Origin of the sequence: Allostreptomyces psammosilenae (assembly GCF_013407765.1) — a bacterium.
GTDB lineage: Bacteria > Actinomycetota > Actinomycetes > Streptomycetales > Streptomycetaceae > Allostreptomyces > Allostreptomyces psammosilenae.
This window is the reverse complement of record NZ_JACBZD010000001.1, coordinates 1,680,869-1,702,508: the sequence shown is the minus strand read 5'-3', so window position 1 is coordinate 1,702,508 and position 21,640 is coordinate 1,680,869. Positions and strand designations below refer to the sequence as shown.

Annotated in this window: 18 protein-coding genes; 2 read left to right on the top strand and 16 right to left on the bottom strand. The window is 76.4% G+C overall.

Going from position 1 to position 21,640, the window contains the following annotated elements; genetic code table 11:
• Positions 1-19: 19 nt before the first annotated feature.
• Both FHU37_RS06775 and FHU37_RS06770 read right to left on the bottom strand, forming a co-directional pair.
• A complete protein-coding gene (locus FHU37_RS06775; RefSeq protein WP_179813298.1) occupies positions 20-1,045 on the bottom strand; it encodes a PHP domain-containing protein in 1,026 nt (341 codons plus the stop codon).
• A gap of 28 nt (positions 1,046-1,073) precedes the next feature.
• Positions 1,074-2,291 carry an FAD-dependent monooxygenase gene (locus FHU37_RS06770; protein WP_179813297.1) on the bottom strand — a complete coding sequence of 406 codons (1,218 nt, stop codon included), beginning with the start codon at positions 2,289-2,291 and terminating at the stop codon, positions 1,074-1,076.
• 109 nt (positions 2,292-2,400) lie between these two features.
• Between FHU37_RS06770 and FHU37_RS06765 the strand changes: the two genes are divergently transcribed.
• Entirely contained in the window at positions 2,401-3,060 is a 660-nt protein-coding gene (locus FHU37_RS06765) for a TetR/AcrR family transcriptional regulator (protein ID WP_179813296.1), read from the top strand.
• Here the strand turns inward: FHU37_RS06765 and FHU37_RS06760 are convergent.
• Positions 3,057-4,469 (bottom strand): alanine/glycine:cation symporter family protein, encoded by a 1,413-nt coding sequence (locus FHU37_RS06760; protein ID WP_179813295.1) that lies wholly within the window; start codon positions 4,467-4,469, stop codon positions 3,057-3,059. The two genes, FHU37_RS06765 and FHU37_RS06760, sit on opposite strands and share 4 nt — an antisense overlap.
• 323 nt (positions 4,470-4,792) lie before the next feature.
• Here FHU37_RS06760 and FHU37_RS06755 point away from each other — a divergent pair, with 323 nt between their 5' ends.
• Entirely contained in the window at positions 4,793-5,041 is a 249-nt protein-coding gene (locus FHU37_RS06755) for a hypothetical protein (protein WP_179813294.1), read from the top strand.
• Here FHU37_RS06755 and FHU37_RS06750 read toward each other — a convergent pair.
• From FHU37_RS06750 to FHU37_RS06690, 13 genes are all read right to left on the bottom strand, one after another.
• On the bottom strand, positions 5,010-6,419 hold the full coding sequence (locus FHU37_RS06750) for a lanthionine synthetase LanC family protein (protein ID WP_179813293.1): 1,410 nt from the start codon (positions 6,417-6,419) through the stop codon (positions 5,010-5,012). The genes FHU37_RS06755 and FHU37_RS06750 overlap by 32 nt on opposite strands.
• Entirely contained in the window at positions 6,416-7,576 is a 1,161-nt protein-coding gene (locus tag FHU37_RS06745) for a T3SS effector HopA1 family protein (RefSeq protein WP_179813292.1), read from the bottom strand. The genes FHU37_RS06750 and FHU37_RS06745 overlap by 4 nt, the downstream gene beginning before the upstream one ends.
• Complete coding sequence (locus FHU37_RS06740) at positions 7,573-8,811, bottom strand: phosphotransferase family protein (protein WP_179813291.1); 1,239 nt, start codon at positions 8,809-8,811, stop codon at positions 7,573-7,575. The genes FHU37_RS06745 and FHU37_RS06740 overlap by 4 nt, the downstream gene beginning before the upstream one ends.
• Before the next feature lie 9 nt (positions 8,812-8,820).
• On the bottom strand, positions 8,821-10,647 hold the full coding sequence (locus tag FHU37_RS06735) for a peptidase S8 (protein ID WP_179813290.1): 1,827 nt from the start codon (positions 10,645-10,647) through the stop codon (positions 8,821-8,823).
• 242 nt (positions 10,648-10,889) lie between these two features.
• Positions 10,890-12,026 carry an ROK family protein gene (locus FHU37_RS06730; protein WP_179813289.1) on the bottom strand — a complete coding sequence of 379 codons (1,137 nt, stop codon included), beginning with the start codon at positions 12,024-12,026 and terminating at the stop codon, positions 10,890-10,892.
• A gap of 127 nt (positions 12,027-12,153) precedes the next feature.
• A complete protein-coding gene (locus FHU37_RS06725) occupies positions 12,154-12,885 on the bottom strand; it encodes a GntR family transcriptional regulator (RefSeq protein ID WP_179813288.1) in 732 nt (243 codons plus the stop codon).
• Positions 12,886-13,282: 397 nt separating this feature from the next.
• A complete protein-coding gene (locus FHU37_RS06720; protein WP_312892467.1) occupies positions 13,283-14,842 on the bottom strand; it encodes a glycosyltransferase family 4 protein in 1,560 nt (519 codons plus the stop codon).
• A gap of 503 nt (positions 14,843-15,345) precedes the next feature.
• Entirely contained in the window at positions 15,346-15,762 is a 417-nt protein-coding gene (locus FHU37_RS06715; protein ID WP_179813287.1) for a CBS domain-containing protein, read from the bottom strand.
• Between the two features lie 153 nt (positions 15,763-15,915).
• Positions 15,916-16,863 carry an NAD(P)-dependent oxidoreductase gene (locus FHU37_RS06710; RefSeq protein WP_179813286.1) on the bottom strand — a complete coding sequence of 316 codons (948 nt, stop codon included), beginning with the start codon at positions 16,861-16,863 and terminating at the stop codon, positions 15,916-15,918.
• A gap of 110 nt (positions 16,864-16,973) precedes the next feature.
• Complete coding sequence (locus tag FHU37_RS06705; protein ID WP_179813285.1) at positions 16,974-17,687, bottom strand: ThuA domain-containing protein; 714 nt, start codon at positions 17,685-17,687, stop codon at positions 16,974-16,976.
• Positions 17,688-17,792: 105 nt separating this feature from the next.
• Positions 17,793-19,331 carry an alpha-N-arabinofuranosidase gene (locus tag FHU37_RS06700; RefSeq protein ID WP_179813284.1) on the bottom strand — a complete coding sequence of 513 codons (1,539 nt, stop codon included), beginning with the start codon at positions 19,329-19,331 and terminating at the stop codon, positions 17,793-17,795.
• A 299-nt stretch (positions 19,332-19,630) separates the two neighbouring features.
• Positions 19,631-20,503, bottom strand: a complete 873-nt coding sequence (locus tag FHU37_RS06695; protein WP_179813283.1) for a siderophore-interacting protein — start codon at positions 20,501-20,503, stop codon at positions 19,631-19,633.
• Positions 20,504-20,660: 157 nt separating this feature from the next.
• The gene (locus tag FHU37_RS06690; RefSeq protein WP_179813282.1) at positions 20,661-21,611 is read right to left on the bottom strand and encodes a methionyl-tRNA formyltransferase; all 951 of its coding nucleotides are present in this window, start codon (positions 21,609-21,611) and stop codon (positions 20,661-20,663) included.
• Between the last annotated feature and the right edge of the window lie 29 nt (positions 21,612-21,640).

Sequence of the window (21,640 nt, the reverse complement as noted above, 5' to 3'; positions counted from 1 at the left end):
CGCGCCCGTCCGTGCCTGGTCAGCGGCGGGCGGCGCGCCGGGCGCCGGCCCACTCCAGCAGCCGCTCGGCGCTCCAGGTGTTGATCACCCGCTCCGCCGGGACCCCGCACTCGGCCGCCCTGACGCAGCCGTGGTGCTGCCACTCCAGTTGCCCGGGCGCGTGGGCGTCGGTGTCGATGGCGAACAGCACGCCGGCGTCGACGGCCCGGCGCAGCAGGTCGCGGGGCGGGTCGAGGCGCTCCGGGCGGCAGTTGACCTCCACGGCGGTGCCGGCCTCCCGGCAGGCGGCGAAGACGGCGTCCGCGTCGAAGCGGGAGGGCTTCCGGCCGCGCCCGCCGACCAGCCGTCCGGTGCAGTGCCCGAGGACGTCGACCAGCGGATCGCGCACGGCGCGCACCAGCCGGCGGGTCATCGCGGCGGGTTCCATGGCGAGCTTGGAGTGCGCGGAGGCGACGACGACGTCGAGGCGGTCGAGCAGTTCGGGATCCTGGTCGAGGGAGCCGTCCTCCAGGATGTCGCACTCGATGCCGGTGAGGAGTCGGAAGGGGCGCAGCCGGGGGTTCAGGTCGGCCACCACGTCGAGTTGTTCGCGCAGCCGGTCCGGTTCCAGCCCCCGGGCGACCCGCAGCCGGGGTGAGTGGTCGGTGAGGACCATCCACTCGTGTCCGAGGTCGCGGGCGGCCAGGGCCATCTCGTCGATCGGGCTGCCGCCGTCCGACCAGGTGGAGTGCGTGTGGCAGTCGCCGCGCAGCGCCCGGCACAGCCGCTCGGCGGCGGCCGGGAGCCGGCGCGGGGCCTGGTCCTCCAGTTTGGCCAGGTAGTCGGGGGTCTGGTCGGCGGCGGCCTGTTGGACGACGGCCGCGGTGACCGGGCCGATGCCGGGGAGCGCGGTGAGGGTGCCGGCGCGCAGCCGCTGCCGCAGTTCCGTGGGGTCCAGGGCGGCGACGACGGCCGCGCCGGTGCGGAAGGCGCGCACCCGGTAGGTGGGCGCCTGTTCGCGTTCCAGCAGGTAGGCGATGCGGTTGAGCGCGGTGACGGGGTCCACGTGTCCCGGGTTCCCGGGTGGGAGCGGGTCACACCTCCCGCGCCGGCCGGGCGGCGCCGCCCGGGACCGCCGGGACGCCCGGGGCCGGCGGGCGCCAGGAGAAGACCGGGGCGAACTGCCGGGCGAGGACGGAGGTCGGCAGCAGGCCGGTCAGCCGCAGCAGCGCCGGGCGCAGGACGGCGACCGGGCCGGTGGCGTGGGCCAGCCGGGCGGCGTTGTGCGAGCGGCGCACCAGGGCGGCGGTGCGCGCGGCGCGGGCGGCGGTGTAGTGCGGCAGGCGTGCGGGGACGTCGGCCGGGGTGGCGCCGTCGAGCAGCAGGGCGAGGGTGACCGCGTCCTCGATCGCCTGGCAGCCGCCCTGGCCGACGTGCGGCGTCATGGCGTGGGCGGCGTCGCCGAGGACGACCGCGCGGCCGCGGTGCAGGGCGGGCAGCGGATCGAGCATCTCGGGCACGTCGTGGTGCAGGAAGTCCTCGGGTGCGGCCGCGGCGAGCAGGTCGCCGATCGGGGCGTGCCAGTGGCCGAAGCGGGAGAGCAGGTAGGCGCGTTCGTCGGGGTGCCGGCGGCCCTCGGGAGCCCGTTCGGCCGCGTAGAAGTAGGTCCGCCCGTCGGCGAGCGGCATCAGGCCGACCACCCGGCCGTCGCCCCAGGTCTCGGCCGGTTCCGCGGGGGTGGGCGGGGCGGGCAGCACGGCGCGCCAGGTGGTGACGCCGCTGTGGCGGGCGCCGGGGTGCTCCGGGAACAGGGCGGTGCGCAGCCGGGAGCGCACGCCGTCGGCGACGACCACGAGGTCGGCCTCGAAGCGTTCCCCCGCGCCGGTGGTGACGGCGGCGGGGGCGTCCGGGCCGCCCGGTTCGACGCCGCTGACCGGTGTGTGGGTGCGCAGGTCGGCGGCGGGGATGCCCTCGCTGAGGATCCGGACGAGCTGGTGCCGCAGGGTGACGACGATGGGGCCGCCGAAGGCGCGTTCGGCGGTGGCGACGTCGGAGCGGTTCAGCCAGCGGCCGCGTGGGTCCCGGATCCCGGCGGCGCCCTGCATGGCGGCCAGCCGGCGGACCGGTTCGGCGGCGTCGATCACCTCCAGGGCGCGCAGGGCGTTGGGGGCCACGGCCATCCCGGCGCCGGTCGGGGCGAGGGCGTCGCCGCGGTCGAGGATCCGGACGGTCCAGCCGGAGCGGCGCAGCGCGCGGGCGGCGGTGAGCCCGCCGATTCCGGCGCCGACGACGATGGCGTGGGGGTGCGACATGGAGGTGGCCTTCCTGCCGGGTGGCGGCGAACGGGTCGCGGCCACGCGCCGGGCTCACTACGGATGTAGTGAGACTACACCCGTAGTCGCGCCCGGGTAGGGTGGGGGCATGGCCATCGGCTCCCCTCCCCCGCTCTCGCCGCGCGCCCGCCGGATCGCGGAGGCTTCCTGCGCCGTCCTGGCCGAGCACGGCCCGCGCGGCCTGACCCACCGGGCGGTGGACGCCGCGGCCGGCCTGCCCGTCGGCTCCACCTCCAACGTCGCCCGCAGCAGGCGGGCGCTGCTGGAGCTGACCCTGCGCCACATCGCGGAGCGGGAGCGGGGGGAGATCACGCCGCTGCTGGACCGCGCGCTGTCCGAGCCACCCGACGCGGGCGCCGCCGCCCCGGCCGGCCCGCCCGAGCCGGCCGAGGTGGCGGCGCTGCTGGCGGCGCACCTGCGTCAGGCCGTCACCACGGAGCGCGCCCGCACCGCGGTCCGGTTCGAACTGGCCCTGGAGGCGGTGCGCCGCCCGGAACTCGCCCCGCTGTACACCGCCGCGGGGGCGGAGTTCCGGCGGCAGGCGGTGGAGATCGTCCGCGCCCTGGGCTCCCGCGCCCCGGAGCGGCACGGCTGGTCGCTGCTCGCCTACGTGCAGGGCGTCCTCTTCCACACCGTCGCCGGCGGCACGGCCGTGCCGACGCCGACGGAGCGGGAGCTGACCGTCAGCCTGACCGAGTTGCTCACCGGCATGCTGGCGGAGCCCGGGGCGGACGGGGCGCCCGGCTAGCGGGAGCCGGGGGGCTGCGCGGCGGAACGCTCGGCGGCCTTGCGCAGCGCCGTCTCCGGGTCGGCGAAGTACTCCCGGGTCTCCCGCACGACCAGCGGTGCCAGCACCAGCAGACCGATCAGGTTCGGCAGTGCCATCAGGCCGTTGGCGATGTCGGAGAAGAGCCAGACGGTCGCCAGGTCGGTCGTCGCGCCGACCATCACCACGGCGACGAACACCACCCGGTAGGGCATGATCGCGCGCACGCCGAACAGCCGCTCCATGCAGCGCTCACCGTAGTAGCCCCACCCGAGGATGGTGGAGAAGGCGAACAGGATGATGCTGATGACCACCAGGTCGCCCGCCCAGTCGCCGAGCGCCGACTGGAACGCGGCGATGGTCATGGGGGCGCCCTCGGCCACGTCCTCGGCCTTCCAGGCTCCCGTGACGATGACGGCGAGGCCGGTGAAGGAGACCACCACCAGGGTGTCCAGGAAGGTCTGGGTCATCGACACCAGCGCCTGCCGGGTGGGGTGGGCGCTCTGCGCGGCCGCCGCCGCGATGCCGCCGGTGCCGAGGCCGGACTCGTTGGAGAAGATGCCGCGCGCCACGCCGTAGCGGATGGCGGAGAGCACCGCGGCGCCGGCGAAGCCGCCGACGGCGGAGGTGCCGGTGAAGGCGTCGGAGACGATCAGGGCGAGGGCGGCCGGCAGCTCGGTGACGTTGACGGCGAGCACCGCGAGCCCGCCCGCGATGTAGAGGACGGCCATCACCGGGACGAACGCCGAGCTGACCCGGCCGATGCTCTGGATGCCGCCGAGCACCACGGCCGCCGCGGCGACCGTCATCACCAGCCCGGAGATCCAGGTGGGCACGCCCCACTGGTCGTCGATCGCCACGGCCACCGTGTTGGACTGCGTGCCGTTGCCGATGCCGAAGGCGGCGACGGCGCCGGCCACGGCGAAGAAGATGCCGAGCGCCCGGCCGAAGCGGCCGCCGACCCCGTCGGTCAGGTAGTACATCGGGCCGCCGCTCATCTGGCCGTTGGCGTCCTTGCGGCGGAACCGCACGCCGAGGAACGCCTCGGAGTACTTGGTCGCCATGCCGAGCAGGCCGGTGATCCACATCCAGAACAGCGCCCCGGGGCCGCCGAGGTAGATGGCGGTGCCCACGCCGGCGATGTTGCCGACGCCGATGGTGGCGGCCAGTGCGGTGGTCAGCGCCTGGAAGTGGGAGACGTCCCCCTCGGCCGTGCCGCTCTCCTTCCGCTTGATCAGCGCCAGGTAGAGGGAGGGACCGAGCTGGCGGAACTGGAGTCCGCGCAGCATCACGGTGAGGTAGAGCCCGGTCAGCAACAGCAGGGGTATCAGCAGCCAGGGACCCCAGACGAAGCTGGAGACGTCCCCGAGTACGTCGTTGATCCGATCCATCGTGTAAGCGCTCCCGGTGGTCGTCGTGCGGGGGGCGTTCCCTCCCCGCGAGGGAACGACGTCCGCAGATCATTCAGGCCCGAACGGCCGATCGACCAACCTTTTTCGCCCTGGGCGACCAACTGTTGTCGCATCGCAACGCTCCGGCCCCGCCGTGCCGGTCCGGCGGGCGGTGGTCTGCCGGGCGCGTGCGCGGGGCGTCGGATCCCGGCGCGGTCGCGGCGCGCCGCGCCGGAGGACGCCGGCGAGAATGGGATCACGGACGGCGCCGCGGAGGTCGGCCGTCCGCGGCCCGCCGGGATGCGAGGTTGGGAGGCGACGCGATGTCCGTGCGCGTCATCGTCACGCTGGAGTCCGGCGCGGACTGGACGGCGGTGGCCGAAGGGCTGCGGCGAGCCGGGGCGCTGGAGGTGCTGCCGCCCCGGGAGGCGCTGCCGGGGGTGCTGGTGGCGCTGTTCCCCGAGGGCTCCGGAGCCGGTGCCGTCGCGGCGGCGCGGGGCGTCGCGGGCGTGGCCGACGCGGAGCCCGACGCCTGGAGGTTCACGCAGGGACCGGAGTCCGGCGGGCCGTGAGCCACTCCGCCCAGCCGCCGCCCGGCCCCGGAAGGGCCAGGCTGGGCGCGGACCGCGGGTCGTGCAGGCGCAGCAGGGTCAGTCCGATGCCGGCCAGGCCGAGGAAGAGGCTCGGCGACTGGTCCGGCACCGGCATGCCGCAGCGCCACCGGCCGTCGTCGCGCCGGGCCAGGTCCAGCAGCAGCCGTCCCACCTGGGTGGCGGCGCGGGTGTGCTCGGGGACGCGCAGCACTTGCCCGGCGGTGAGGAAGAGCTCGGCCGTCCCGGTGAGGCCGTGGCACAGGGAGGCGTCCGGGGTGCCGCCGGAGCGGAAGTCGGTGCCCGCCCGGACCACCACGTCGCGGGCGGCCTGCGCCGCGGCGCTGATGTCCGGCAGCAGGCTCCGGTCGCCGGTGAGCTGGAACAGGCGCAGTCGGGCGAGGCCGATGCCGAGGGCGCCGTGGCACCAGTAGCTGGGCCAGGCCGGCCACGGCCGGGGGCGGGGGGCCGCCTGCCCCGCCCCCTGCTCCGCCGGCTCGGAGTCGGCGTCCGGGCCGGCCTCGGCCCCCGGGTCCGGGGCGGGGTCGGGGTCGGCGGGGCCTGGGTCGGGGTCGCGCAGGTCGGGCCAGGCGGACCGCTCCGGCGAGAACCAGCCGTTCTCGTAGCGCACGGCGTCGCGGGCCACGGCGGCCAGTCGCGCGTCGCCGGCCGGCGTCCCGACCTCGGTGAGGGCGAGCGCCACGCCGGAGGCGCCGTGGGCCAGTCCCAGCAGGTCGACCGCCCAGGCGCGGTCGCCCCAGGAGCGGCCCCAGGCCCGCGGCCGGGAGGTGTCGGCGAGCCCGTGGGCGGCGGGGACGACGACGCGCCGCAGCCGTTCGCGGGTCTCCTCGTCCAGCAGGTCACCGGCGGCGAGGAGCCCCAGCAGTGTCCCGCTGCCGCCGCTGACCACGTCCGGGCCGGTCGGCGGCGCCCCCGGCGGGGTGCCGTCGGCGACGCCGTGCACGATCCGCCGCGCGGCGGTCACCAGGGTGCCGTCCCCCAGGGCGTGGCCGGTCAGGGCGGCGCCGAGCGCCACGCCGACGGCTCCATCGAGCAGGCCGTGCCGTCCGGCGCGGGTCAGGTCGCCGGCGGAGCGCAGGGCCCACCTAGCTCCCAGGTGGGCCGTCCGACCCACCTGCCCGGTGCGGTCCAGGGGGGCGGCGCAGGCGAGGAAGAGCGAGATGCCCGCCGCCCCGGCGTAGACGCCTGGGCCGAGGTCGGCGTGCGCGATGTGCGGCGGGGGCACCGTGGCCAGGTACCGGGGGCCGCTCCAGTGGACGCCCCCCGGGGCGGGCGCCGCGGCCTCGGCGAGGTCCCGGGCGATCCGCAGGGCGGTGGCGGCGAAGTCCGGATCGGTCATGGTTCACCCGCTCCCTCGCCGGCCCCTCCGGCGGTGGTTCCGGTGGTCCCGGTGGTCCCGGTGGCCGGGTGCCGGCGGCGGGGCTCCCGCCAGGGGCGTTCCGGGTCGACGCCGGCCGCGCGCAGCGCCGCGAGGAGGTGGTCGACCAGGAGGTCCCGGCGCCGGTCGCGGTCGCCGGCGCGGCCGTGGAAGACGCCCGCCGCGGCGGCGGCGAGCAGGCCGGGGACGAGGGCGGCGCAGCGGTGCTCCCCGAAGCTGGGACGGCCTTCGGGGTCGTCCGCGTAGGCCAGGCCCGGCCCCACCCGGCGGGCCAGCGGAGGGGTCGCGTCCCGCAGCAGCGCCTGGCCGACCAGGGCGGGGTGGAGGGCCTCCAGCGCGGCGCGCACCCGGCGGGCGTCGTCCCTGGCGTGGTACACCACGAGGGTGTCCACCCGGTCGTAGGCCCGGGCGTCGCGCGGGCACTTCAGCGCGTAGCGCAGGCCCGTGGCGGCGAGCGCGGCGGTGATCCCGTGGAGCACCGGCCCGACGGAGTCGGGGCGCACGTGGAGGTAGGCGCGGCCGAGGGGCGGCGCGGGGCCGCCGGCGGGGTCGGCGGTGCACCAGAACTCGTCGTCGGCGCTCCCCCAGTCGTCCCGGGCGCGGACGGCGACGACCTCGCCCGGGGCCACCGGGACGCCGGGGCGCGGGATGGAGACGTAGTCCCCGGGCCGCACCGTCCGCCACCGGCCGTCCCGGGTGACCTGGCAGCTGCCGTCCGGCGCGGTGGCGACCACCACCCAGCCCTCCTCCAGGCGTTCGGCGCCGGCGTGCGCGGCGCGCAGCAGCGGGACCAGGTCGGTGCGCGGGTCGGCGGCCGTCGCGCCGGGCGCGCCGGGCACACCGGGTGGGGAGCCGGGCGGGCGCAGGTACCAGGACCGGTAGAGGGCGTAGGCGAGTTCGCGCCGGGCCGGGTCGTCCGGGGGCACGGGACCTGGGGCGCCGCGGACGGCGGCCCTCGCGGGGCCGGCGGGAGCGGTCAGCGGCACGCCCGCGAAGCGGATCACGTCGCCGTCGGGCGTGCCGAGGGGGTGGACGCGGGCGAGGTCGCGCCGGACCTCCCTGGGCACCGCGTCGCCCGCCGTGCGCCGTGCCGTCGGGGCCGGGTCGGTCGGCGTCATCGGGTCGCCTTCCTGCGGAGCGCGTCCGCGGTGCGGATCCGGGTGGTGTGCAGCTGTCGGGCGGCGGACAGGTGCGCCACGGCGAACGGGCAGTCCTCCGCGTCCTCCCAGCGGGCACCGCCGATGGCGAAGTAGACCAGCCGGGCCACGGCGTAGAGCACGGCGCGGTACCAGAAGTCGGGCTCCGGCCGGGCGGGGAGCGCCGCGGCGTATCCGGCCGCGAACGCCGCCACGGCGGGGGCCGCGGCGGCCGGCAGACCGCCCAGCAGTCGCGGGCGGTCGGCGAGGATGTCGGCGGTGGGGCCGGACTGCCGGGCACGGGGGTCGCGGCTCCGGAGGGCGTGTTCCTGGGCGCGGACGGCGAGCGAGACCTGCTCGGCGACGACGCAGCCGACGTCCCACGCCGGGTCGCCGTACCCGGACAGCTCCCAGTCGATGACCCGCACCCGGGGCGGCGCCGCGGCGTCCACCAGGCAGTTATCCCACATCAGGTCCGCGTGGACGAGGCAGCGCGGCGCCCACAGCCGGGCTCCCTCCTCCAGCGCCGCGCCGAGATCGGGCGCGGCCACCACCCCCAGGGCCAGGGCCCGGGCCGCGGCCCCGCCGACCAGCCAGGCCGACGGCGGGGTGCGGGGCAGGCCCAGCGGGCCCCGGGAGGCCGGTCGCGGCAGGTGGATCCCCTCGGTGGCGTGGTGCCAGCCGGCCGCCGCGCGCCCGAGGGCCCCGGCCGCCACCGGGGGTGGCAGCCGGCGGGAGCCGAGGCAGGCGGGGAACACCTGGTGGGGCGGGGCCGCGGGGAGGACGAGCACCTGCCCCAGCTCGTCGATCATCACCGGTTCCGGCACGGCCGCCGACACCCCGGGCAACCAGGAGGCCATCCGGTAGACGTACAGCTCGGCGTCCAGCTCCCGGCCGGGCTCCCTCGCCGGTCCACCGAGGCGTTTGACGACGTAGGCGCGGCCGTCGCGCAGCACCACCCGGTGCACGCGGTGCGAGCGGGAGATGTCGTCGACCCGGCGCACCGCGGGCGCGGCGGGCTCGTCCAGCAGGTCGGCGGCGACCAGGACGGCGAGCGGGTCGAAGCCGTCGCCCCGGTCCTCCCCCGGCCCGCCGGCCGCCCGGTCGCCCGGCCCCGCGGCGGGACGCTCCCGCGGATCCGGCGGTGGTCCGGGCGGGTGGCCCGGCCCGCCGGGGGCGTACCGGGGGTGGTGGTACCCGTGTCGCTCCGTCTCCACGGCGCCGCCTCAGCAGCCGTACCGGCGCCCGTACGGGTCGTAGCCGTAGGGGTCGTAGGCGCGCCAGGCGCCCCGGCCGCCGCGCGGGCCGCCCGGGTGACGACGGCGTCCGCACGGGTCACCCTCCTTGGGGCAGGCCTCCTCGCTGACCGGCAGACAGGCCGCGTCGGGCCAGTCGGGCGCGGAGCACACCTGGCTGTACCAGGGGTCGACGTCGCGCGGGCACACGCCACCGGTGGCCCCCGGTGGGCACAGCCACTCGACACGGGTGCAGACCTGGCTCAGGTACGGGTCGACGTCGCGCGGGCACGTGGCGTGGCTCAGTCCTGGTTCGCACAGCGGATCGAGCTGCGGGCGGGTGCAGACGCCGCTGGGCACTCCCCTGGCCGCCGCGCCGAGCACGGCCGTGGTCACCGGGCGCCGCGCCGGCCCGGTCGGACGGGCCCGGCCCAGGGCGGCCCGGGCGTCGACCAGGCCGTACCCGTAGGCGTCATTGGGCACGGGGTCGGCCGGGTCGTCGCGCAGCGGCCGGGCGGTGCTGCGCAGGATGTCGCCGACCTCGTCGGCGGGCAGGCCGGGGTTGGCGGACATCAGCAGCGCCGCCACGCCGGCGACGTGCGGGGCGGCCATGGAGGTGCCGCTCTTGCTGGCGTGGGTGTTGTCCCAGTGGGTGCTCAGCACCTTGACGCCGGGCGCGGCGAGGTCGATGTGCGGGCCGGTGTTGGAGAAGCCGGCGCGGGCGTCCGTCTCGGTGAGGGCGCCCACGGCGACCACCCCGGGGTAGGCGGCCGGGTAGTTCGGCGTGTCGGCGCCGTCGTTGCCCATGGCCGCCACCACGACGGCGCCCCGGCCGGTCGCGTAGGCGATGGCGTTGCGCTCCACGCTGGTGTCGACGTAGCCGCCCAGGCTGAGGTTGAGGACGCGGGCTCCGTGGTCGACCGCCCAGCGGATGCCGGCCGCGATGTCGGCGGCGCTGCCGCTGCCGCTGACCCGTCCGTCGCTCAGCCGCCGCAGGCGGGCCAGCACCCGGACCGGCATGAGGGTGCAGTTCCAGGTGACGCCGGCGACACCGGAGCCCTCGTTGCTGCGGCAGGCGATGGTGCCGGCGACGTGCGTGCCGTGGCCCACCTCGTCCTGGGGGTCGGCGTCCACGCCCAGGTAGTCGCCCTCGACCACCCAGCCGGGTTCGACCACCGGCTGGGGGCCGAGGTCGACGAGGTCCTGTCCCTGCGTCAGCAGCGGCGCCAGCTCCGGGTGGTCCAGGTCCACGCCGGTGTCGATCACGGCGACGACCACGCGCGGGTGGCCCGTGGTCACCTCCCAGGCGTCGGGGCAGTTGAGCTTGACCAGGCCCCACTGCCGGGCGAACTCCGGATCGTCGGGGACGACCAGGGCCTCCCGCCAGCGGTTGGGCTCGGCGACGGCCACCTCGTCCAGGGCGGAGAGGCGGTCGGCGACCGCGTGCACGTCCAGGTCCTCCTCGAACCGGAGGCGGTAGGAGGCGCCAACGGCGGCGGGCTCCACGAACGCCTTCAGGCCGCGGGGGGTGGGCGGCGCCGGGCTGTCGAGCCGCACCACGGACCGGATCCCGATCTCCCCGAGCACTTCGTCGAGGGGGGCCACCCCCAGGCGGTCGACCGTGGCCGCGGCTCCCCTGGTCGGGGTGAGCGGGACGGCCGCGGACACCCCGCGGGCCGCCTCCGGCGTCATCTCGACGAGAACCTCGCCGGGCACCGTGTTGTCCTCGCCCGGGGCGAAGACGGTGGGCCGATCGGCGGGCGGCCCCTGGCCGCCGCGCCGGTACGCGTACCTGCTGGGAGTGCTGTCGGAAGACATCGCGACGCTGCCCCTTCCGGATTCCGCCCCCGTTCCTCGGCGCCGGACGCGGACCCGGGCCGGCGTCACCGTGCCGCCCCGCCCACTCCCGGTGGAGTGGCCGATCGCGGAGACGGGCCGGGCGTCGTGCGGTCTCACGTCCTCGACGACCGCTCCTCGGCTCCACTATCACCCGGTCGGAGCCGCCTCGCACCTTCACGGGGGCGTGCCGGCGGCGCGCCGCACGGCGGGCCGGGCCCGGGTCAGCGGTCGACGGCGAAGAGTTCCCGCTCGACGTGGTCCAGGGCGGTGCGCAGCGCTCCCAGGGCGACCGCCTCCTCGCCCAGCTCGGTGAGCGCCACCCGGGGCGCGCGCAGGCAGTGGCCGGCCAGTCGGGCCCGCAGCGGCTCCAGCAGGCCGTCCAGCCCGGTGGCCCAGCCGCCGATGACCACCACTTCGGGGTCGATCGCCAGCACGAGTGCCGCGACGTCGTGGGAGAGGCGTTCCACGAAGCGGTCCAGCGCCTCGCTGGCCTCCGCGTCGCCCTCGGCGGCGCGGCGCAGCACCCCGGCCACGGCCTGCTCGTCGAGCGGCCGCAGGGGGGTGTCGGTGGTGGACAGCAGGTGCTCGGGGTCGGCCTGCCGGCCGAGCAGGTGCAGGGCGCCGATCTCCCCGGCCGCGCCGCCGAAGCCGCGGTGCAGCCGCCCGTTGATCAGCGAGCCGGCACCGGGGCTGAGGCCGGCCAGCACGAACACCATGCTGTCCGCGCCGACCGCGGCGCCCTTCCAGTGCTCGCCGATGGCGGCGAGGTTGGCGTCGTTCTCGACCAGCACGGGGCAGCGGAAGGAGCGGCGCAGCCGGGCGCCGAGGTCCAGCCCGGTCCAGCCCGGCACCGCCGCGCACAGTTCGACGGCGCCGTCGGCGCCGATGATGCCTGGGGTGCCGAGGCCGACGGCGCGCAGGTTGCCGCGGGGCACCCCGCTGCGGCGGAGCAGGTCGGCGACGAGGGCGCGGACGGCGCCGAGGCGCTCGTCGGCCGCCGTCTCCTGGTGGACGTCGCGGCGCAGGGTGCCGACGACGGTTCCGCCGAGGTCGGCGAGGACGCCGCGGACCGCCCGGACGCCGACCTCCAGGCCGAGGAGGTGGCCGGCCTCGGCGCGGAACCGGTAGCGGCGGGCGGGCCTGCCGCGGCGTGGCGCGCCGGCGTCCGGGTCGACCTCGGCGACGAGTCCCTGCCGGGTCAGCCCCTCCACGACGCCCTCCACCGTCGGGCGGGACAGCCCGGTGTCCTCCATGAGCTGGGTGAGCGTCAGGGCGTCGGCGCCGCGCAGCGCGTGGAGGGTGACCGCCGAGTTGATGCGGCGCAGCAGGGAGGGGTCCCGGCCGGTGAGCTGTGTCACTGGATCGGCCTTCCGGGGGTGGGTCGCGGTCGCGGGCCCCTGCGGTGGCCGGTGGCGGGCCGGAGGGGGCGGCGGGGCGGGGCTGTGGCGGCGGGGGGTTGTGGGGCGCGGAGGACAGGGCGGGGGTTCAGGATGCCAGTGGGACGGGTTCGGCCTCGCCGAAGGTGAGCCGGCAGGTGTCGGCGCGGTAGGTGCCGACGGACAGGGCCGCCACCCGGCCGCGCAGCCGGTACCAGGTGGTGACCACGAGGACGGGCGTGCCGGGCGGGTTCTCCATCACCTGGGCGACGTCGGGTTCGGCGACGCCGAGTTCGACGGAGCGGGAGGCCTCCTCGGCGTCCAGTTCCCAGAAGGCGTGGAGCACGGCGCGGGCGCGCTGCGCGCCGGCCGGGGTGGCGTCGAGGTCGGGGAGGAGGTCGGCGGGGACGTACAGGTACTCGGTGCCGACGACCTGGCCGCGGGTGCGGCGGGCGCGCAGCACCCGGTGCACGGGGGCCTTGTCGGTGAGCGCGAGGGCCCGCAGCACCTTGACCGGCGGGGTGGTGTCGGCGTGGTCGACGACGTGCCAGGTGTCGTGCGGCGCGGGTTCCTGGCCCTCGCCGCCGCCGACCGGGACGCCGACCCGCGAGCCGGCCACGAGTGTGCCGATGCCGCGCCGCCGGTGCAGCCGCCCTTCGAGTTCGAGCTGGTCGAGGGCCTGGCGGAGGGTCGCCCGGGCGACGCCGAAGCGCGCCGCGAGGTCCCGTTCGTTCGGCAGGACCTCGCCGACGGCGAACTCGGAGTCGAGGGCGCGGCCGAGCACGGTCCGCAGACGCCAGTACTTGGGCTCCTGGATCGGATGGACCTGCTGTGTCCCCACGTTGTTCTCCGATCGGACGGCGGCGGCCCGGGCCGCGGGATCGCGGCCGGACGGGATGCGCGCGCCGCACGGGGGCGCCGGGCCGGCTGGTCCGGCACCGCTGCGCGACGAGCGATCGTGGTGTGTTATGCGACCTCATTTAATAAAGGTCCTTGAATAACACCGACCCTATGAGGAGCCCTCACGTTCCGTCAAGGGGTCGCTGCCCCGGGTGCGGACGGGACCCGCCCGGGGCGGGACGGGCGGCGCTGGGGGCGGGCACGCGCCGGCGCCCGGCTCCCGCGAGGTGCGGGGCCGGGCGCCGGCGTGGGTGGTGCTGTGGGGTCCGTGGGGCTGCCGTGGGGGTTCCGTCGGGGTTCCCGGACGGGCGCGCCGGGCGGTGGGCGCGCCGGGCGGGTCAGCGGCGGATGCGGGGGGTGGAGACCAGCCGGTTCCACAGCCGTGCGGAGCGGCGGCGGGCGCCCCGCGGGCGCGGCCGGCGGTTCCCGGCCGCGGCGGTCTCCATGGCGGTCCGGTAGTGCCCGGGGAGCTGGTCGCCGACCGCCTGCCAGGTGCAGCTCTGCACCGAGCGGTGTCCGGCCGCACCCATGGTCTGGCGCAGTTCGGGGGAGCCGGCCAGGGTGGTCACCGCCCGCCGCAGGGCCTCGGTGTCGTCCGGCGGGTAGAGCAGTCCGGAGACCCGGTGGCGCACCAGGTCGAGCGGGCCGCCGCAGGCCGGGGCGACCACCGGGACGCCGCTGGCCAGCGCCTCCTGCACGGTCAGGCAGAAGGTCTCGTCCGCCCCGGTGTGCACGAAGACGTCCAACGAGGCGAAGGCCTCGGCGAGTTCGCCGCCGCGCAACACCCCGAGGAAGGCCGCGCCGGGCAGCGCGCGGCGCAGCGCCGGCTCCTCGGGGCCGCCCCCGACCAGGACGAGCCGCACGCCGGGCAGGTCGGCGAGCTCGGTGAGCAGCTCCACGCGCTTGTCGCTGCTCATCCGGCCGACGTAGCCGACCAGCACCTCGCCGTCGGGGGCCAGCCGGGCGCGCAGCCGCGCGGAGCGCCGGGCGGGGTTGAACAGCTGGGTGTCGACGCCGTGCGGCCAGAGCTGGACGCCGCTGATGCCGCGTTCGTCGAGCTGGCGGACGGTCGCGGTGGAGGGGGCCAGGTTGATCTCGGCGCGCCGGTGCACCCGGCGCAGGCCGGCCCAGATCAGGGCGCCGAGCGGGGCGGGCACCCGGTGGCGGCGGGCGAAGCCGGCGAGGTCGGTCTGGAAGACGGCGACCGCCGGGATGCCGAGCCGGTGGGCGGCCCGCCGGGCGCTGGCGCCGAGCAGGACCGGCGAGGCGAGGTGGACCACGTCGGGCTCGAAGCGGCGCAGGATGCGGCGGAGCCGGAAGGGCTGCGGCAGGCCCACGCGGACCGCGCGGTAGCGGGGCAGCCGGGCGGCGCGGACCCGCTCGACGCGGAATCCGGCGTACTCCCGGGGGCCGGGGCCGGGGGCGACGATGATCACCTCGTGGCCGCTGGCGGCGAGGTGGTCGGCGGTGCGGCAGACGGTGTGCGCGACGCCGTCGACCTGCGGGAGGAAGGACTCGGCGACCAGGGCGATGCGCAGCGGTGTGCGCGCGGGGTGCGCCGGGTCGGCGGCCCGGGGCGCGGCGGACTCGCCGAGGGGCGTCCCGCCGGCCGGGAGCGCCTGGGCCTCCGGTGCCGCCGGGCGGGCGGGGAGGTCGTCGGTGCCCCGGTCGTGCGGCTGTGCCGCGGGCGGGGACAGGGGCGCGGGGGAGGCGGGAGCGGCGAAGGTCACCGGCGCGGGGCGCGCGGCGGCGGTGGGCGCGGATGGGTCGCCGGTCTCGCCGGTGCCGCGGTCCGCGAGCCGCTGCTCGGGGCGGGTGGTGTCCGAGCGTCGGCCACCGGGGCGACGGAGCTGGGCGGGGAACCACGCGGGGGTGGACGGTCTGATGACCGACGCCACGCGGTGGTGGAAGGAGGGGGCCGTCGACCGGGTAGGCCATGCGAGACGCATGTGAGGGGGTCCTGTCCAGTGGGGCGGTCAGAGGGGGCCGCGCCGGGGTTCCGGCGTGGCGACGACGGGGCCTGATTGTGCCAGTTCGGAGCTGTCGGTCAACCGGTCCGCCACTCAGAGACAACGCTTGTTCGACCGGACGGCCGGAAGAGTTCGGCGGGATGTCACCTGAGCAACGTCGCAGGGGTGCCCGGACGCTCCCCGGAGCGCCGCGGAGTGAGGGCTCGGTTCCGGGCCTTCCGGGCCCGGCGGGGGGATCGGCGCGGGTCCTGTCCGCCGACGACCACCGCTGGGGAACGGCCCGGTTTCGGGGCCGACCGCCGCCGGCCGGACGGGTCCGCGCCCGCCCCGGGAGGGCGGGCGCGTCGGTGGTGGGGCGCGGGCGGGACGCGGCGGGGGCGGGAGAGGCGTCCCCCTCCCCCGCCGCTCCGCCCGGCCGCGTCCGGGGCCCCTCAGGCGGTGGCGTACACCCGCCCGGTGAACTCGGCGATCTGGTCCTTGGAGAGGTTCCGGGCGATCTCCGCCTCGCTGATCATCCCCACCAGCTGCTGGTTCTCGATCACCGGGAGGCGGCGCACCTGGTGCTGCTCCATCGTCCGCAGGACCTCGGAGACGTCCGCGCCCGCGTCGATCCAGTACAGCCGGCTGCGGAAGTCACGGGCCGTCACGCTGGCCGGGTCGCGCCCCTCCGCGCAGCAGGTGATGACGATGTCGCGGTCGGTGATGATGCCCTTGAGCTGGTTGTCGTTGCCGCATATCGGCAGGGCGCCCACTTCGAGGTCGCGCATCATCCGCGCGGCCTCCTGCAGGTTCTGGTCGATTCCGATGCACGTCGCGCCAGGGTGCATGATGTCGCGGGCTGTGGTCATGGGGGACCTCCTGTTGTCCGGGCAGCACGTGCGCCGGGCAGGACCGGGCCCGCCGCGGCGATGCTGTCGTCGGCGGTGTTCCTCCCGACCACCGTAGGCACAGCCTCCGCTTGATCGCCCGCCGGCGGGCCGGCACGCGTCCCCCGCGCCCGGTCAGTCCTCGAACGTGGCGAGGTAGGAGGCGGCCATGTCGGCCTCGCCGTGGCCCAGCCGCCGGGCACGGGCCAGTCGCTCGGCGCCCGCCTCGGCCACGTCCAGCCGGGCCCCGTGCCGGCGGCCGGCCTCGACGACCAGACGGGCGTCCTTCTCCGCGTTGGCCACCGAGAAGCTGGTGGGGTACTCGCCGGCCATGATGAGTTCGGCCTTGGCGCGCAGGTAGCCGTTGTCCAGGGGCCCGCCGCTCACCAGGGAGAGGAAGTCGCGCGGGTCCACGTCGAGGGCGCGGGCCAGGCCCAGCGCCTCCGCGGTGCCGTGGGTCAGGGCCAGCACCCAACTGTTGGCCACCAGCTTGAGCCGGGTCGCCGCCGCCGAGCCGCCGTCGGTGCCCACCCACCAGGTGCGCTGGCCGATGGCGTCGAAGAGGGGGGCGACGGCGGCGCGCACCGCCTCCGGGCCGGCGGCGAGCACGGTGAGCGTGCCCTGCTCGGCGGGCTGCCGGGTGCCGAGCACGGGGGCGTCGACGAACCGCAGGTGGTGTTCGAGGGCGAAGTCGTGGAGCTCGGGCACGGCCTCCTCCCCGACGGTGCCGCTCTGCACCCACACCGCCCCGCGGCGCAGCCCGCCGGTGGCGGCCCGCATGGTCGCGAGCGTCGTCGGGCCGTCGGTGAGCACGGTGAGCACGAGCGTGGCGCCGGCGACGGCCTCGGACGGGGTGTCGACCACCCGCGCGCCGTCGGCCGCCAGCGATTCGGCGCGGGACCGGGTGCGGTTCCAGACGGTCACCGCGAAACCGGCCCGGCACAGGTTGCGGGCCATCGCCGTGCCCATGATGCCGGTGCCCAGCACGGCGACCGTCCGCTCCCCGGTCGGTGTGCCCAGGGCGGGCCCGTTCTCCTGCCGCTGGTGTCGCTGCTGGCGGTCCTGCCGCTCCTCCGGGGTCATGCCGCTGCTCCCTCGTCCTCCGCACGCGCTCCGCGACGCGTGACCGTCACCGTCGAACCTACGCGCCGGCGCAGCCTCCGCGCGCGTTTCCCGGGCCGGGCGGGGCCGGCTCAGCGCGCGGGGAGGTCGGCGAGGCCCGCGGCGTACGTGATCCCGCCGAGCAGGTGCCGCCGGAACTCCGGGTCGGCGTAGGTCTCGCCGGAGTGGCCGAGGGCGGTGTAGAAGGAGGGGCCGCCGCAGTTCTCGTGGCACCAGGCGATCGGGTGGTCGCCCATGTCCCCGCCCCGGTAGGACGCCTCGTCGACGGAGAGCAGCACGCGCACCCGCCCGCGCGGGTTGGTGCGGAAGCCGTACCACTCGTCGACGCGCGGCCAGGTCGGGCCGAGGTGGCGGGTGGCGGGGTGGGTGGAGTCCTCCACCCGGACGGTGCCGGGCTGGATCTCCGGGTGGCCGTTGAAGTAGGCGCCGACCAGCTCTCCGTAGAAGGGCCAGTCGTACCCGGTGGTGGACGCGGCGTGGATCCCGACGAAGCCGCCGCCGGCCGCCACGTACCGCTGGAACGCGGCCCGGCCGGACTCGTCGAGCACCTCGCCGCTGGTGGAGAGGAACACCACCACGCGGTACCCGGCGAGGCCGGTGTCGGTGAAGGCGCCGGGGTCCTCGGTGGCGTCGACGGCGAAGCCGTGGCGGGCTCCGAGCTCTTCGAGGGCCTCCACGCCCGCCGGGATCGAGTCGTGGCGGTAGCCCAGCGTCCGGGAGAAGACCAGCAGGCGGAACCGGTCGGCGGGGTCGGTGGGGGCGGGCGGTGGGGACTGGGTCGACATGGTGGGTGCTCCGCGTGCCTGGTGCGCTGTGGTCGGTGGGGAGGGTGCGCCGGCGCCGGTGCGGCCGGCGCACCCGGTCGGTGCTCGGCGGTCGGTGCCCGGCGGTCAGTGCCCGGCGGTGAGCAGCCGGCCCTCGATGGTGACGAAGGAGTGCGGCGGCAGCTCGACGGTCAGCCCGTTGGCGGTGGCCGTGAAGGCGTCGAACGTCCGCGGGCTCACCGCGTCGGGCGCCTCGGCGGTGTTGTGGGTGGACAGCGCCGGCGCCGTGAGGATCCTGCCCCGGTGGTCCTCCAGGCCGCCACCGCGCAGGTCGAAGGTGACGGAGACCGGGGAGGAGGCGTCGAGGTTGGTGAGCGAGACCAGCATCCGGCCGTCCTTGGCGCTGGCGGACACCGAGAGGGTCTCCAGCTCGCTGTCGCCGACCGCGCGCGTGGTCCCGGAGGTGGTGAGGTGGATCGGGAGCGAGTCCGCGTCCTGGTGGCGCTTGTTCATCTCGAAGACGTGGTAGCTCGGGGTGCGGATCAGCCGCTCGCCGTCGGTGAGGATCATGGCCTGGAGCACGTTGACGGTCTGGGCGATGTTCGCCATGAACAGCCGTCGGGCGTGCCGGTGGAAGATGTCGAAGGTGACGCCGGCGACGAGGGCGTCCCGCAGGGTGTTCTGCTGGTACAGGAAGCCGGGGTTGGTGCCGGGTTCCACGTCCCACCAGGTGCCCCATTCGTCGCAGACCAGGCCGACCGTGGCCTCGGGGTCGTAGCAGTCCATGACGCGGGAGTGGCTGGCGATGACGTCGTCCATGCCGCGGGCGGCCAGCATGGTGCGGTAGTAGTCGTCCTCGGTGAACTCGGTGGCGCTGCCCTTGTTCTCCCAGGGGCCGGCCAGGGTGTAGTAGTGGAAGGAGATCCCCTGGTAGTAGCCGCTGGGACGCTTCTTGCAGCCCAGGTGGCTGATCGCCTTCATCAGCGTCTCGGTCCAGGAGACGTCGCCGTCCCGCGCGCCGGCCGCGATCCGGTAGAGGGTGTTGCCGCCGTGGTCGCGGCAGTAGGTGGCGTACTGGCGCGCCAGGTCGGCGTAGTACTCGGCGCGCATGTTGCCGCCGCAGCCCCACGCCTCGTTGCCGATCCCCCAGAACGGGACCCGCCAGGGCTCCTCGCGGCCGTTCGCCTTGCGCAGCCGCACCATCGGGCTGTCGCCGTCGCGGGTGAGGTACTCCACCCACTCGCTCATCTCCCGCACGGTGCCGCTGCCCACGTTGCCGTTGACGTAGGGGTCCGCGCCGAGCAGCTCGCACAGCGCCATGAACTCGTGGGTGCCGAAGTGGTTGTTCTCCTCGACGTTGCCCCAGTGGGTGTTCACCATGGTGGGGCGCTGCTCCCTGGGGCCGACGCCGTCCCGCCAGTGGTACTCGTCGGCGAAGCAGCCGCCCGGCCAGCGGAGGTTGGGGACGTCCAGGGCGCGCAGCGCCTCCACCACGTCCAGCCGGATGCCTCCCTCGTTGGGGATGTCCGAGTCCTCGCCGACCCAGAAGCCCCCGTAGACGCACCGCCCCAGGTGTTCGGCGAAGTGCCCGTACAGGTGCCGGCTGATGACCGGTCCGGGCAGGTCGACGTTGATGACGGCCCTGGCGGCGCGCTGGCTGGACATGCACTTCCCTGGCTGTGTGGGGCCGTCAGCCCGTGACGGCGCGGGTGGGAGGGGGCGCCGGCGGCGTGGGCCGGCCGTCTCCTCAGGGCGGGTCACAGCGACCGTATGCAGCGGGTGGCACCGGGTCAATACGCGTCGTGAACGGTCACGGAACCCGGCCAGGACCAGCCAGGTTTCCGGTTCGGCACACCCCCGCACGCACGGGGTCCCCGGCCCGCCCCCGTACCCCGACCGCCGGGGCACGGGGGGCGCCCCCGTGCCCCGGCGCGGCACCCGTCCGACGGGCGGGTGCCGGATACTCAGGCGGCGGCGGTGGGGGCCTGGCGGGAGCGGACGGCCTCGGCCTCCTCCCGCTCGGTCTGTCGGTTCCAGTCGACCTTGACGGCGCGCCAGCTCTCGTCGTCGGCGCCGAGCCGCCAGTAGCCGGAGATCGACATGTCCTCCAGCGGCACGCCGCGCTCGACCCGCAGCAGCCGGCGGATCCGCCGGACGAAGCCGGCCTCGCCGTGCACGAAGACGTGCGGGCGCCCGGCCGGGAAGTCCAGCGCCCGCACCGCCTCGACCAGCGCCTCGCCCACCGGGCGCGTCCCGCGGTGCAGCCAGGTGAGCTCGGTCCCGGCGGGGGTGGGCAGCTTGAGCTCCTCGCGCTCGTCCGCGACCTCCAGCAGGACGTGGGCCGTGGCGTCGGCCGGCAGCCGTTCCAGGGAGGCGGCGATGGCCGGCAGGGCGGACTCGTCGCCCGCGAGCAGGTGCCAGTCGGCCGAGGCGCTGGGCAGGTAGCCGCCGCCGGGCCCGAGCAGGTGGATCTCGTCGCCGGGCCGGGCCGCCGCGGCCCAGGGGCCGCCCAGGCCCTCGTCGCCGTGCACCACGAAGTCGATGGTGAGCTCGGCGGCGTCCGGATCCCAGGCCCGGACGGTGTAGGTGCGCTGCCGCGGCCAGTCCTCCCGGGGGAGGTCGCGGCGGACGGCCTCCATGTCGAACGGCTCCGGGTAGCGCACCCCGGGCCGGCCGAAGAGCAGCTTGACGTAGTTGTCGCTGTACTCGCCGGCGGTGAAGCCGCGCAGGCCGGGGCCGCCGAGCACCACCCGCACCAGGTGCGGGGTCAGTCGCTCCGTGTAGAGCACGCGGCCACGGAAGGTCGAACGTTTCGCGGGTCCCGGCTGGTCTGCCATCGACGCCCCTCTCCCACCTTCGGCCCCAACCGCGGGGGCCTCACTGTTAGGAGAACCTAACCTACTTCGGGGTCGTGCTGCCACGCGCCGCGGCCGGCCCCGCGGCGCGCGCGGGTCGGGCGCTCCCGGGCAGGGGCCGGGGGGCGCGCCGCCGGGCTCAGGAGGGGTGGCTGGTGAGGTAGCCGCCCATCGTGGTGAAGTACTCGGTCGCCGGGTACTCCGCGCCGTCGTCGGTGCGCACCCGCTCGATCACCAGCCCGGGGTTGCGGCCGGTGCGGGCGTCGGCGCCGGCGACGATGACCACGCCGTCGCCCTCCCGGATGAACACCCGCCCCGGCGTGCCGCCGTAGCGGGCCCGGGAGACCGACGCCCGCAGCACGCGGATCCGCTCGCCCCGGTAGAACGTGTAGGCGTTCGGGTACGGGTCGGACTGGGCGCGGACCAGCCGCTCGATGCTCTCCGCCGGCCAGGTCCAGTCGATGCGGCTGTCCTCCGGCGACCGCTTGTGGAAGAAGCTGGCCTTGGAGCGGTCCTGCTTGGTCCAGTCGGTGCGGCCGGAGGCGATCAGCGCGAGCGCGTCCACCGTGATCGGCCCGATCAGGTCGACGGTGCGGTGGAACAGGTCGGTGGTGGTGTCGGTCGGCCCCACGGGCACGGCGCGCTGGAGCACGATGTCGCCGGCGTCCAGCTCCTCGTCCATCAGGTGGGCGGTGACGCCGACCTCCTCCTCCCCGTTGATCAGCGCCCAGATCAGCGGGGAGAAGCCGGCGTAGGCGGGCAGCAGCGAGTCGTGGATGTTCAGGGTGCCGTAGCGGGGCAGGTTGAAGATGTGCGGCGGGATCCAGGTGCGCCAGTTGTTGGCCACGATGATGTCCGGCTCGGCCTCCTTCAGCCGGGACAGCAGCTCCTCGTCGTCCGGCCGGTTGCGGATCAGCACGGGGACGCCGTGGGCCTCGGCCAGCTCGGCCACCGAGTCGGACCAGATCTTCTCGTAAGCGTGGTCGCTCCTGGGGTGGGTGACCGCCAACACCACCTCGTGCTCCGAGTCGAGCAGGGCCCGGAGCGTGCGGTGGCCCCAGGTCTGGTAACCGAACATGACGACCCGCATGGGGGTCCCCTCTCCTCGGAAGCGACAAC

Coding starts and splice junctions, on each gene's coding strand:
- FHU37_RS06760 (WP_179813295.1), bottom strand. CDS start 4,469: ATGGATCGGATCAACGACGTACTCGGGGACGTCTCCAGCTTCGTCTGG.
- FHU37_RS06750 (WP_179813293.1), bottom strand. CDS start 6,419: ATGACCGATCCGGACTTCGCCGCCACCGCCCTGCGGATCGCCCGGGAC.
- FHU37_RS06705 (WP_179813285.1), bottom strand. CDS start 17,687: ATGTCGACCCAGTCCCCACCGCCCGCCCCCACCGACCCCGCCGACCGG.
- FHU37_RS06700 (WP_179813284.1), bottom strand. CDS start 19,331: ATGTCCAGCCAGCGCGCCGCCAGGGCCGTCATCAACGTCGACCTGCCC.
- FHU37_RS06745 (WP_179813292.1), bottom strand. CDS start 7,576: ATGACGCCGACCGACCCGGCCCCGACGGCACGGCGCACGGCGGGCGAC.
- FHU37_RS06765 (WP_179813296.1), top strand. CDS start 2,401: ATGGCCATCGGCTCCCCTCCCCCGCTCTCGCCGCGCGCCCGCCGGATC.
- FHU37_RS06755 (WP_179813294.1), top strand. CDS start 4,793: ATGTCCGTGCGCGTCATCGTCACGCTGGAGTCCGGCGCGGACTGGACG.
- FHU37_RS06715 (WP_179813287.1), bottom strand. CDS start 15,762: ATGACCACAGCCCGCGACATCATGCACCCTGGCGCGACGTGCATCGGA.
- FHU37_RS06735 (WP_179813290.1), bottom strand. CDS start 10,647: ATGTCTTCCGACAGCACTCCCAGCAGGTACGCGTACCGGCGCGGCGGC.
- FHU37_RS06770 (WP_179813297.1), bottom strand. CDS start 2,291: ATGTCGCACCCCCACGCCATCGTCGTCGGCGCCGGAATCGGCGGGCTC.
- FHU37_RS06695 (WP_179813283.1), bottom strand. CDS start 20,503: ATGGCAGACCAGCCGGGACCCGCGAAACGTTCGACCTTCCGTGGCCGC.
- FHU37_RS06710 (WP_179813286.1), bottom strand. CDS start 16,863: ATGACCCCGGAGGAGCGGCAGGACCGCCAGCAGCGACACCAGCGGCAG.
- FHU37_RS06690 (WP_179813282.1), bottom strand. CDS start 21,611: ATGCGGGTCGTCATGTTCGGTTACCAGACCTGGGGCCACCGCACGCTC.